We start from the raw sequence: 11,764 nt of genomic DNA, 5'->3' as shown, positions 1-11,764 counted from the left end.
AATGGAAGGTTTCCCATGAGTTCCGAGTACCCCGTCGCAGTGGTAGGAGCCGGCCCCATCGGCCTGGCCGCCGCCGCACATCTGACCGAAACCGGTTCTGACGTCATCGTTCTCGAACGTGGACAGTCCGCCGGCAGCGCTGTCGCGGAGTGGAACCACGTGCGTCTGTTCTCCCCGTGGTCCGAAGTCACCGATCCCGCCGCAGCCCGCCTGCTCGCTCCCACCGGATGGACCCCACCCGAGGGTGAAACCTATGCGACTGGCCGGGAATGGGCTCGCGACTACCTCGAGCCACTCGCCGCGGCCCTTGGTGAGCGTGTCCGGTTCGATTCCGAGGTCATCGGCGTCGCCCGCCGCGGTCGCGACCGTGTCGTAGACGCCGGCCGCGATACCGAACCCCTTTCGGTCCACGTCCGCCACTCCGACGGCAGCGAGGAACGCATCCTGGCCCGTGCGGTCATCGACGCCTCGGGAACGTGGGGTTCACCCAATCCACTGGGCAGCGAAGGACTTCCAGCAATCGGCGAACGTGATGCGGCCGACCGGATCAGCTACCGCGTCCCCGACCTCACCGATGAGGCGACCCGGGCCCGGTACGCGGGCAAGCACACCGTCATTGCCGGCAGCGGGCACTCAGCCCTGACCGCCATCATCACCTTCGCCGAGCTGGCCGCCGAACATCCGGGCACCACGTTGACCTGGGCAGTACGCCGGCCCGTCACCGAATCTGTCTTCGGTGGCGGCGCCTCCGATGAACTCGCGGCGCGCGGAGCGCTGGGTCTGCGGGCCAAGAAGGCCGTCGATGACGGATACCTGCAGATCGTGTCCGGATTCCGGACCGAAGCCGTTGATCGTCAGGGTGAGCAGCTCACCCTTGTCGGGGACACCGGGGCCCGTATCGACGGCGTTGATCAGGTGATCGCCCTGACCGGTTTCCGGCCCGACCTGTCCTGGCTGTCCGAGGTGCGGCTCGATCTTGATCCCACGCTGCAGGCACCCAAGTTCTTGGCGGAGTTGATCGATCCGAACATGCATTCCTGTGGAACCGTCTACCCCCACGGCGTCGATGAGCTCACCCAACCCGAACCTGGCCTCTACCTGGTCGGAATGAAAAGCTATGGCCGTGCACCGACGTTCCTGGCGATGACCGGCTACGAGCAAGTGCGTAGCATCGCTGCAGAACTCGCCGGAGACCACGACGGCGCGCGCAAGGTCGAGCTGACCCTGCCCGACACCGGAGTCTGCGGCGGCGCCGGACTGTTCGACGATCCGAACGCCGAAAGCTCTGCCGGCGGCGGCTGCTGCGCCGCGCCCTCCGCCGAGCCGGAACTGATCAGCCTGAGCTCGCCCACCTCGAGTGACTGAGTCGATCACCGATCCAGCGTCACTACGGGAAATACCTCACCCCGGGCGACGCCGGGTCCTGTCGGTTCTGTGTGTCACCGAGATCACCAGCTGGGGCATTCTCTACTACGCGTTTCCTGTTCTGTCCCCATCGATTTCGGCCGATACCGGGTGGTCGACAAGTGCCGTCGTGGCCGCGTTTTCGATCAGCCAACTCATCGCGGCCCTGGTCGGTATCCCGGTTGGACGGATCCTCGACCGGCACGGCCCGCGCTGGGTCATGACCGCTGGCTCGGCCATCGCCGTCCCCGCGGTGGTCATCATCGCCACCGCCGAACACCTGGCCACCTTCTATTTCGGTTGGATCATCGCCGGAATAGCCATGGGCGCAGTGTTGTACCCACCGGCGTTTGCAGCATTGACCCGATGGTGGGGCTCCGAACGTGTCCGCGCGCTCATGATCCTCACCCTCGCCGCAGGATTGGCCAGCACCGTTTTCGCGCCGCTGACCGCACTATTGGTCGATCACTTTGATTGGCGGCGAACCTATGTCATCCTTGCCGCAATCCTGCTCGCCATCACGGTCCCAGCCCACTACCGCGGCCTCCGCGGCAGCTGGCCCCTCATCCCACACCAAGATCCCGCCACCTCCCCCGCCGACACAAATGACACCACCCGCAGCCGGCCGTTCATCGCACTCACCGTCGCCCTGAGCCTGGCCGCATTCGTCGCGTTCGCCGGGGTCTTCAACCTGGTACCGCTACTCCTCGAGCACGGTGCCGATCCCACCGTCGCTGCCACCGCACTCGGCCTCGGCGGTGTCGGACAAGTCCTGGGCAGAGTCGGATACCTTCCGTTGCAACGCCTCACCGGAACCAAGGGACGAACCGTCGGCGTCATCGCGGCCGTCGCGACCACCACGATCGCCCTGGGATCTACCACCTCGGTATTCGCGCTGGTACTGGTTGCCGTCGGCGCTGGACTCGCGCGCGGCATCTTCACTCTCATCCAGGCCACCGCCATCACCGACCGGTGGGGGCCGGCGCGCTACGGGCACCTCAACGGCGTCATGTCCGCGCCCATTGTCATCACCATGGCCTTCGCACCATGGGCAGGGGCACTACTTGCAGACTGGACAGGAAGCTACTCAGGCGCTTACCTCATCCTCGGCATTCTCGCCCTGGCAGCCGCCGCTCTCTCCGCAGCAAGCATGCCCCGCCGATCCAACGACCAAGTCACCGCGAAATAGACCAACAATCGTGCACACTCGCCGTCAACTCGGCTTCGCGCGATACTCGCCACCAGGCTCGTCGACAACCCCACCGCGACATTCACCGACGACCGCACAGTCGCCTGGTGACAGGCGAAGATTCAAACCATCCACGCCTATCGCTAACTGCCCTCCTCGGCAGTGTCGAACTTCAAGCGAGCTCGTTCGATGTCCGGCATGTGCGCAGTAGCCCATTGAAGGATCACGTCGACCGGTGGCCGGAGCGTCTTTCCCAGCGGGGTAATCCGGTACTCAACCGCGACCGGACGTGACCTGAGTAGGTTCCTTTCGATGATTCCGTTCCGCTCGAGCTTGCGCAATGTGGCGGTGAGCGACTTCTGAGTCACGGTCGGGATTGCCCGCCGCAGTTCGTTGAAACGGCAGGGGCGCTCACAGAGTTCGTTGAGGACCGCCAACGACCACTTGTCGAGCACCTGATCCAGCAATTCGCGGTGTGGTGCGCTGACCGTGAGCTCGGCCGGCGTCCTATGGGTTTCGGTCATGAAACCTAGTCTCCTTGAAGTGTCCTTGATATACCAGGTATCAGTTATATACCCACTCGAATTCATTTGAAGGAGACCATCTTGTCCGTCAACTACTCCACCCCCGAAGGCATGATGCAACCCACGCCCTACCACCACGTCGCGGTGGGTACGGGGTCGCGCCACGTCCACGTCAGTGGCCAGATTGCGCGATTGGCCGATGGAACACCTGTGGCCCCAGACGACCTGGCCGGACAGGTCGCGCAGGCTCTGCGCAACACTTCGACCGGTCTGGCCAGCGCAGGTGCCACGTTCGCCGATGTACTCAGACTGACGTTCTATGTCACCGACTGGACGCCGGAAAAGATCACCCAGCTCATGGTCGGCATCGAACGCGTGGCTGCTGACATCGGACTGCCACTTCCGATGCCACCCGCCTCATTGATCGGCGTCGACTACCTCTTCGAACCCGACGTACTCGTGGAAGTCGAGGCCACAGCGATCCTCGACTGACCGGGTTCACCCCGCGCTCTACGCGCGGGGTGAACCAACCGGACGCTTCCCCTCGAAGGACAGTTGGCTCCCGCACCGCTCACTTGTCGGGCGGCTACTTTTCGATTTCGACGACGAAGCAATACGACAATGGTTCGGAGCCGGCATGCTCGCCAATGTCGTCACCGCACTTAACCTCTCCGAGGTTGACGAGCCGTGGGCACGAACTATGAGCGGTGCGTGATCGGGAGACCGACTCGGTCTTGACTCAAGGCTAACTGCGTTTTTCGCGGTGGCGTTGGCGCAGATGCGTTCGTTATCACCCGGCTGCAACCCTCACTCGTGAAATCAGTTTTGGAGGATGTGGCTCACCAAGGCAATTCGCCCGCCTCGTGCTGGAACGTCCCGGTAGGGCCTTCCGGTCCGAGTGTCGCCCAACGCACGACGACCCGTGCGCTCTCGTCAGCAGGCCGGCCGATCCCGAAGGCGGCGGTCAAGTCCGTTGCGGTGGGTCCCGGCTCGACGGCATTGAACTTGATGCCCGGCTGCGACTTGGCGTACTGCACTGTCAGCATGGTCGCGGCAGATTTGGACGCCGAGTAAAGCGCGAGAGGCAGGTTGAACTCCGCCCGCTCGGGGTTGTTCACCGCCCAGAACGATCCAGCGCTGCTGGATACGGTGACCACGGTGGGATTGGACGACTTGCGAAGTAGCGGCAAGGCCGCCTCGGTTACTCGCACGATGCCGACCGCGTTCGTGTCGAACGATCGTAGCGCCGCAGGTCCGTCGAGCTCGGTCTCCAGGATGCCCGCATTGTTCACCAGAACGTCAAGGCTGCCTTCGGCCTCGTCGATCACCGCCAGTGCGCTGCGCACCGAGCTTTCGTCAGTCACATCGAGCTGAACGAATCGTGCGCCGATCGATTCCGCCGCCTTTTCTCCTCGCTCGACATCACGCGCGCCGATGTAGACGACGTGTCCGAGGTCGAGAAGCTGCTTGGCGGTTTCGAACCCAATGCCCTTGTTGGCGCCGGTAATCAAAGTGACGGTCATGATTTTCCCTTTTTCGAGATCAGTTGCGTGGGGTGGTCAGGCGGCGAGCTGGGTGCTCAAGGCGTCGGCATCGTGCAGCGCCGACATGTGCAGAAACTTCCCGTCTCGGATTGTGTAGATCGCGAACTCGGCAAGTTCGATGGACTTTCCGGTGGGTGCGACACCGAGCCATTCCTTCACAGGTGTGCCCGTGTTGGTCAGACGTGCAGCCGGCCGATCGCCATAGGCAACGAGTTCTTGTACCTCCCACTGGAAGTCAGGAACCGCGTCAACTATTCCGTTCAGGTCGGCGACGAGAGCGTCTCGGGAGCCCGGTTCGCTCTGCAACGTGACGTGATCGTGAACGAACTCGTGCATGCGGTCGAACCGATGAGCGTTGAGCGCCTCGATATAGCTCGTATAGAACTCGCGGGAGTCAAAAGACATTGGATTCCTTTCTGGGCGAGGCAAAGCCGGGCAACCCGCCCGAGCCGACTCTCCGAAAGTTATGCGCGGACAAGTCCTTCGACCAGAGTCCCGTCGTGCCCAGGGTGTGACAGGACCCCCTCTGACTGTGTCGCAGCGACCTATGCTGATCCGTATGAGTGAAACGACAAATGCTCTCGGTGCGTACCTGCGTGCTCGACGCGAGTTGGTGACGCCGCAGCAGGCGGGTATTCCCGACGGCGGTGTGCGACGCGTGCCAGGGCTGCGGCGTGAGGAAGTCGCCATGCTTGCCGGCATCAGCGCCGACTACTACCTGCGACTGGAACGAGGACGCGACCGCAACCCCTCACTACAAGTGCTCGAGTCGATCGCACGCGTACTGCAACTCGACGACGAGCATCTGGCCCACCTGATGACGCTGGTGGCGGAGGTTCCCCGTCGCCGCAAGCGCCGCAAGCGTTCGGTGACGCCGCCGGCCGGTGCACTCAAACTGCTGCATTCACTGGTGCAGCCCGCATTCATCGAGGATCGGTACTTCGACATCGTCGCCGCGAACAGCCTTGCGCAAGCCCTCTCGCCCGGTCTGAGCGTCGGAGGAAATCAGTTGCGAGGCATGTTCCTCGACCCCGCCGAGCAGGCCCTCTACCCGGAATGGGAGGCCGTCACAGAATGCTTCATCGCGAACCTGCGGCAGGCCGTCGGCAACGACGTCGATGATTCTCGGTTCATCGAGCTCACCGGCGAGCTGTCGCTGGCGAGCCCAAGGTTCCGACAGCTCTGGGCTCGGCACGAAGTCCGGGGACAGCGTGGGGTGCCCGTCCGGTTCGATCACCCCCAGGTCGGTGAGATGACGCTCAACCGTGAACGGCTCGCCATCAGCGGAACCGAGGACCTCATGCTGGTCGTATATCACCCGGACACCGGTTCCACTGCTGCGGAGAAGCTTTCACTACTGGCTTCAGCCGGGCTGCCCGCTTCGGGGGCGGTACACACTGTAACGAGCCAGCTGTGACGACCATAGGGATCATCGGCGCAGGAGAAGTCGGAAGCCAGATCGCCCGCGCCGCAATCGCTCACGGCTACACGATCGTCATCGCCAATTCGCGTGGACCGGAAACGCTCGCGAGCCTTGTCGCCGATCTGGGACCAGCGGCCCGCGCCGCACGCGCGGATGAAGCCGCAGCAGCAGGCGATTTCGCCGTCATTGACGTGCCGCTCACGCTGGTGAACAACATGCCCGTCGACGCACTCGCCGGAAAGATCGTGCTGGACACGAACAACTACATGGCCTGGCGCGACGGCCACTTCCCCGTCATCGATTCCGGCCAGAAGACGATTCACGAGCTGCGGCAGGAACAACTGCCCACATCGAAAGTCGCGAAAGCCTTCACCCACATCCAAGCACCGAGCCTGTTGAAGTTCGCACGCCCCACCGGCGCCCCCGACCGTATGGCATTGGCCGTCTCCAGCGACTACCCCGAAGCCATTGAGCTCGTCGCGCGGCTGTACGACGAGTTCGGCTTCGACACTGTTGACAACAGCCCACTGCGCGAATCCTGGCGATCCGCACCCGGAACACCCATGTGGAACTTTCACGACACAGGGCAGACCCGCGAAGAGCTCGTGCTCAATCTGGCCCGAGCGCAGCACGTCAACAACTCGTGACGCCGGCGGTCATCCAGGGAGCATCAAAACATCTGTTGTTGAGTGTATTTCAACACTTGTGACATCCACAGCCTCAACGCAGGTCGCTCATGTCGAGTACGAAGCGATACCGAACGTCGCCGCTTTCGAGACGTTGAAGAGCGGTCTGCACCGCGGCCGATGGCATCACCTCGATGTCGGCGGTGAGGTCGTGCTCACCGCAAAAGTCGAGCATGTCCTGGGTATACCGGTGTCCCCCGCTGCCGGCCGAACTCAGCGACTTGCGACCACCGAGAAGTTCGAGCGTGTCTACTGAGATGGGTCCCAGGAAACCAACCGAGCACAACGTTCCGTCCAGCGCGAGGCATCTGAGGTAGGGAGCAAGTTCGTGCGTGACGGGTATGCAGTCGATGATCAGGTCGAGCGTCCCGAGTTGTGCATCCATGGCGCTCTGGTCGGTAGACAAGACTGTGGAATCCGCACCCAGCGCCTTGGCCTGATCTGCTTTCTCTGCCGACGTCGTGAACACCGTCACCTCTGCGCCGAGTGCGTGCGCGAACTTCACAGCGAGGTGACCGAGACCGCCGATTCCAGCGACGCCCACGCGCACTCCCGGTCCGACGTCCCAGCGCCGCAACGGTTCCCAGACCGTGATCCCCGCACACATCAGCGGCGCGACCGCAGCGGGATCGAGACCGGGCGGGCGGTGGTAGACGAAGTGATCGTCGACGACGTACTCACTCGAAAATGCCCCGAGTGTCGTCGTTCCATCGATGCGATCGCGTCCGCCGTAGGTAAGTGTCGGGAACTCGCGACAAAAGTTCTCTTGACCTGCCCCGCACATATCGCACCGACCGCAGGAGTCGACAATGTTGCCGACAGCCACGGGGTCGTCTATCGCGAACCCGGTGACGGCATCGCCGACAGCGGTCACCACGCCGACAAACTCGTGGCCGGGCGTGACAGGGAAACTACCCGCCGGGTCCTTCATCGCGTGCAGATCGCTGTGGCACACCCCGCAGTGCGTTACCTGCACCGCGACGTCATGTGCACGTAGATCGCGCCGCTCAAAGTCCCACCGTTCCAGTGTCGATCCGGCGGAAAGTGCTCGATATCCGGTTGTCGGCCTCATGTGTCTCCTTCACCCTTCATTTTCCAACCAACTAGTTGGATACTGACTGTAGACGATGTGGGACGAGATGCAACCAACTGGTTGGTTTGCCGATATGCTGGGCCGATGGGAGACGCAGCGGCCACAAAAGTGCGGATACTGGCAGCAGGAACGACCGAGTTCGCTCAGTACGGCATCGCCGGAGCCCGGGTGGACCGGATCGCAGCACGTGCTTCAATCAACAAAGCCCAGATCTATAGCTATTTCGGCAGCAAGGAGCAACTGTTCGACGCAGTTTTCGACCATCGGGTCGACGTCGACGTTTCCACCGTCCCCTTGGACGCAACCGATCTCCCCGGCTATGTGACAGCGCTGTACGACATGTACCTCGGTGACCCGGACTTGGTCCGCTTGCTGACGTGGGCACGATTGGAGCGCACTCCGACCGGCGCCCTGTTCGGCCAACGAGGTGACCACGATCGAGACAACCTCGCAGCGCTCGCGGACGCACAAGAACGCGGTCTAGTGGTCAATGACATTGCGCCACAGGATATGTGGGCAATGATCATCTCCCTCGCCGCGACCTGGGCGCAGGCCGCGATCGTTCATGTCGCCGACGCGGACGAACCGGCTGCGGTCCACGAACGACGGAAAGCCGCCCTCGCCGCCGCGGCTCGGCGTGCTTTCTGCCTACCGTGACCGTCCGCCTCGCACAGCAGCTGACCGCATCGCGCTAACTTCGGGGTTCTCGGTGTTCCCGGCCACACGGCACGGCAAGAGGTTTCCGTTCTCGACCAACTGGCTATGCCTACCGGCGACGAACACCTGAAAGCACGGCCGATCCTCACCGAGAGTGACCAGCAGTGCTTTCGGGCCTGCAACCAGGAGACGTGAATGACGGCCGACGCCGATTCGGGAACACAAGCAACAGGCGATGAGCCCGCATCAAAACTGAAGCGAAAGATCACCGGCCCTCTGCTCTTCTTCTTCATCTTGGGCGACGTGCTCGGGGCGGGCATCTACGCACTGATGGGGGTGCTCTCTGAAGAGGTCGGTGGCGCACTCTGGGCACCGCTCCTCGTCGCACTCCTGCTCGCACTACTCACCGCGGGTTCTTACGCCGAATTGGTGACCAAATATCCGCGGGCAGGCGGCGCCGCCATCTTCGCCGAGCGGGCATTCAAACGACCGATCGTGTCGTTCCTCGTGGGCTATTGCATGCTGGCCGCTGGGGTGACCAGTGCGGCCGGACTTGCCCTCGCGTTCTCCGGCGAATATCTCAGTACGTTCATCGATGTGCCGGCCGTCCCGGCCGCCATAGTATTTCTTGCGCTGGTGGCCTGCCTCAACGCCAGGGGTATCAGCGAGTCGGTGAAGAGCAACGTCGCGATGACGATCATCGAGCTCAGCGGACTGGTCATCGTCATCGTCGTCGTCGCGATCATGCTCGGCGACGGAAACGGGGACATATCCAGGGTGGGCGACTTCCCGGACGGATCAACCCCCGCAATGGCCGTCCTCAGCGGGGCCATCATCGCCTACTACTCGTTCGTCGGGTTCGAGACCTCCGCCAACGTCGCCGAGGAGATCCGCAACCCGAGCCGGGTGTATCCGTTGGCACTCTTCGGCTCGTTGGCCACGGCCGGAGTTGTCTATGTCCTGGTCGGGCTCGCGAGCTCGATCGCCCTGCCGGCGAGTGACCTATCCGCTTCGTCTGGTCCTCTACTCGCCGTGGTCGGGGAATCCGGCGTCGGCATCCCGGACTGGGTTTTCAGCCTGATCGCGCTCATAGCAGTGGCCAACGGCGCTCTGCTCACGATGATTATGGCGAGCCGATTGGCTTTCGGCATGGCCGAACACAAGCTTCTGCCGGGCGTGCTGGGAAAGGTGTTGCCCAACCGCGGCACTCCATGGGTGGCAATCGCCGCGACAACGCTGGTCGCCATGTTGCTCACGCTCACCGGCGACCTGTCGACATTGGCCGAGACAGTGGTGTTGTTGCTGCTCTTCGTCTTCATCTCGACAAATATCGCCGTACTGGTCCTCCGGCGTGATCGAGTGGAACACAAACACTTTCGTATCCCTACGGTCGTGCCGGTACTCGGGGTGGCGTCATGCGTGCTACTGCTCACCCAGCAGAGCGGTGAAGTATGGCTGTTCGGCGGCATTCTCCTTGCGGTGGGCGTGGTACTGCACTACGCCGCAACGTGGGTACGTCACCGCGCGTCCTAACCTTTTCGCCGAAGGCCCCTACCCAATTCTGCGGATGGCAAACGTTGCCGCATTGCCGAACTTCCGGCAGTGTCGAGGTATGAGCGACAACACGAAGGTCACAGTTGAACGCACCATCGAGGCGCCCGTCGACGCAGTTTTCGATGTCCTCTCCAACCCCGAGCGACACCAGGAACTCGACGGCTCCGGGTTCATCCGCGGCGTGGAGCACGCCGATCGGATCCAGAAGGTCGGCGAGGTGTTCACGATGAACATGCAAGGCGACCACATGGGTGGCGAGTACAAAACCGACAACCACGTGTCCGGTTACGCCAAGGACAAGCTCCTGGCCTGGAAGACCGCCCCCGCGGGCACCGAACCTCCCGGGTGGGAATGGTTGTGGGAGTTGGAGTCTCAGGGTCCCAATGAGACGTTGGTTCGCCACACCTACGACTGGTCGAAGGTCACCGACAAGAAACTGCTCGAACAGTTGAAGTTCCCGCTCGTCACCAAAGATCAACTGGAAGCTACGCTCGGCCGGCTTGCCGCGGCGTCTGCTTCCTGATCAACCTGTCGACTCCACCGGCATCGCGAGTCCACCACGGCCCTTGACGTGATCGGATGAAACGCGGTGCCGGCGGAGGGACGCTGCCACAGTGAAAGATCGTCGGGATTCTGGCGATTGCTGACGACGTGACCGTCACCAGCCGTCGTTATGCCGGCTCTCTCATCACACCGAAATGGCGCACCTTCCCGGAAAGGCCGGGAAGCACTTGCACGGGCGACCAGGTGCGCAGCCCGTCGCTGCTGTCGGAATAGAGATATTTTCCTTCGCGATAGGCGTCGAGATATAGCCGCCAGGAACCGTTTGGCAACTGAACCACGGCTGGGCCCTCCACCAGCGAGCCCCAATTACCAGGTGGGACAAATGAATAGGGTCCCGTCACCGACGGCGCGACCGCATGCTCGACGACCTTCTTCGTCTCGTTCTTCGTAAACGCATGATAGGCCGATCCCACCTTGACCACGGTGGTGTCGATGTGGTCCGCACCGATTCCGGCGAGCGGAGTAGGCAGGCCCCACAACCGCAGCGATGGTTCCAGCGCCGTCATCAGATACGGCACAAATCCCCCACCGGTCGACATCGACAGGATGACGTTGACGCGGCCCCCGTCCACAAACCATTCAGGCGCCCAGGCTTTCGTGGTAAACGGCGACAACGACGGTCCGTCCTCGAATCCGGCCGACCCCGAGGAGCCCGGCGGGCTCGCAGGACCTGTACCAGCACCGGTGCCTGGCATGAAGGCGCAACAAAACGGGACCGGGTAGGACGCCAGGAACGTCCAGTTGCTGCGGTCACTGCTGCGCGCGAAGCCGATATTCGCCCCGTCGGCCGTTGTGTAGGTGAGGTAATACAACCCGTCTGTATGCCGAAAGATGCTCGGGTCACGTACAACCCCGGACGGGGGCCGATAGGCCGAAAACCGGACGGGTTCGAATTGAGTGGCGTCCCCCGATTCGTACACGTCCATGTCCCGGTCGCTGGTGTTGCTGAACGCCACCATCGTGTATCGCCAGGCGGGCGGTGCGGCACCACTGCTCCCCGGGACAGCGACCAGCAAACCCGCGACCGCGAGCATCACCATCGACATGGCCGAATAGCAGGTTCGTCTGGTCGGCATCATTGATGCGTCTTTCCGATGAAACCAAATCCTGCGAGAACAGCCACTGA

13 protein-coding genes are annotated in these 11,764 nt (G+C 62.8%); 8 read left to right on the top strand and 5 right to left on the bottom strand.

The features are described 5' to 3' along the window. Window positions 1-15 precede the first annotated feature (15 nt). A complete protein-coding gene (locus AC1TPF_RS25000) occupies window positions 16-1,365 on the top strand; it encodes an FAD-dependent oxidoreductase (protein WP_482141662.1) in 1,350 nt (449 codons plus the stop codon). Beyond that, a complete protein-coding gene (locus tag AC1TPF_RS24995; RefSeq protein WP_482141660.1) occupies window positions 1,358-2,593 on the top strand; it encodes an MFS transporter in 1,236 nt (411 codons plus the stop codon). The genes AC1TPF_RS25000 and AC1TPF_RS24995 overlap by 8 nt, the downstream gene beginning before the upstream one ends. Before the next feature lie 143 nt (window positions 2,594-2,736). On the opposite strand, the gene AC1TPF_RS24990 is transcribed toward AC1TPF_RS24995, so the two are convergent. After that, entirely contained in the window at window positions 2,737-3,117 is a 381-nt protein-coding gene (locus AC1TPF_RS24990; RefSeq protein ID WP_482141658.1) for a winged helix-turn-helix transcriptional regulator, read from the bottom strand. Window positions 3,118-3,198: 81 nt separating this feature from the next. Here AC1TPF_RS24990 and AC1TPF_RS24985 point away from each other — a divergent pair, with 81 nt between their 5' ends. Next, a complete protein-coding gene (locus AC1TPF_RS24985; RefSeq protein WP_482145629.1) occupies window positions 3,199-3,609 on the top strand; it encodes a RidA family protein in 411 nt (136 codons plus the stop codon). Between the two features lie 347 nt (window positions 3,610-3,956). Here AC1TPF_RS24985 and AC1TPF_RS24980 read toward each other — a convergent pair whose 3' ends face one another. Together AC1TPF_RS24980 and AC1TPF_RS24975 are read right to left on the bottom strand one after the other, a co-directional pair. Further along, window positions 3,957-4,640, bottom strand: coding sequence for an SDR family NAD(P)-dependent oxidoreductase (locus AC1TPF_RS24980; protein ID WP_482141654.1), 684 nt, complete (start codon window positions 4,638-4,640; stop codon window positions 3,957-3,959). A 36-nt stretch (window positions 4,641-4,676) separates the two neighbouring features. Further along, window positions 4,677-5,066, bottom strand: a complete 390-nt coding sequence (locus AC1TPF_RS24975) for an ester cyclase (RefSeq protein ID WP_482145628.1) — start codon at window positions 5,064-5,066, stop codon at window positions 4,677-4,679. A gap of 154 nt (window positions 5,067-5,220) precedes the next feature. On the opposite strand from AC1TPF_RS24975, the gene AC1TPF_RS24970 reads away from it, so the two are divergent. Together AC1TPF_RS24970 and AC1TPF_RS24965 are read left to right on the top strand one after the other, a co-directional pair. Continuing rightward, complete coding sequence (locus AC1TPF_RS24970; protein WP_482141650.1) at window positions 5,221-6,078, top strand: helix-turn-helix domain-containing protein; 858 nt, start codon at window positions 5,221-5,223, stop codon at window positions 6,076-6,078. After that, window positions 6,075-6,731: an NADPH-dependent F420 reductase gene (locus AC1TPF_RS24965; protein ID WP_482145627.1), complete on the top strand. Its 657-nt coding sequence runs from the start codon at window positions 6,075-6,077 to the stop codon at window positions 6,729-6,731. The genes AC1TPF_RS24970 and AC1TPF_RS24965 overlap by 4 nt, the downstream gene beginning before the upstream one ends. Window positions 6,732-6,804: 73 nt before the next feature. Here AC1TPF_RS24965 and AC1TPF_RS24960 read toward each other — a convergent pair whose 3' ends face one another. Then, the gene (locus AC1TPF_RS24960) at window positions 6,805-7,842 is read right to left on the bottom strand and encodes an NAD(P)-dependent alcohol dehydrogenase (RefSeq protein ID WP_482141646.1); all 1,038 of its coding nucleotides are present in this window, start codon (window positions 7,840-7,842) and stop codon (window positions 6,805-6,807) included. Between the two features lie 105 nt (window positions 7,843-7,947). Between AC1TPF_RS24960 and AC1TPF_RS24955 the strand changes: the two genes are divergently transcribed. From AC1TPF_RS24955 to AC1TPF_RS24945, 3 genes are all read left to right on the top strand, one after another. Further along, the gene (locus AC1TPF_RS24955; RefSeq protein ID WP_482141645.1) at window positions 7,948-8,520 is read left to right on the top strand and encodes a TetR/AcrR family transcriptional regulator; all 573 of its coding nucleotides are present in this window, start codon (window positions 7,948-7,950) and stop codon (window positions 8,518-8,520) included. A gap of 195 nt (window positions 8,521-8,715) precedes the next feature. Next, window positions 8,716-10,053 (top strand): APC family permease, encoded by a 1,338-nt coding sequence (locus AC1TPF_RS24950; protein WP_482145626.1) that lies wholly within the window; start codon window positions 8,716-8,718, stop codon window positions 10,051-10,053. 79 nt (window positions 10,054-10,132) lie between these two features. Beyond that, window positions 10,133-10,597 (top strand): SRPBCC family protein, encoded by a 465-nt coding sequence (locus AC1TPF_RS24945; RefSeq protein ID WP_482141641.1) that lies wholly within the window; start codon window positions 10,133-10,135, stop codon window positions 10,595-10,597. Window positions 10,598-10,745: 148 nt separating this feature from the next. On the opposite strand, the gene AC1TPF_RS24940 is transcribed toward AC1TPF_RS24945, so the two are convergent. Further along, window positions 10,746-11,717 carry a glycoside hydrolase family protein gene (locus AC1TPF_RS24940; protein WP_482141639.1) on the bottom strand — a complete coding sequence of 324 codons (972 nt, stop codon included), beginning with the start codon at window positions 11,715-11,717 and terminating at the stop codon, window positions 10,746-10,748. Between the last annotated feature and the right edge of the window lie 47 nt (window positions 11,718-11,764).

Source organism: Williamsia sp. Y853 (assembly GCF_056786495.1).
This window is presented reverse-complemented; position numbering and strand designations above follow the sequence as displayed.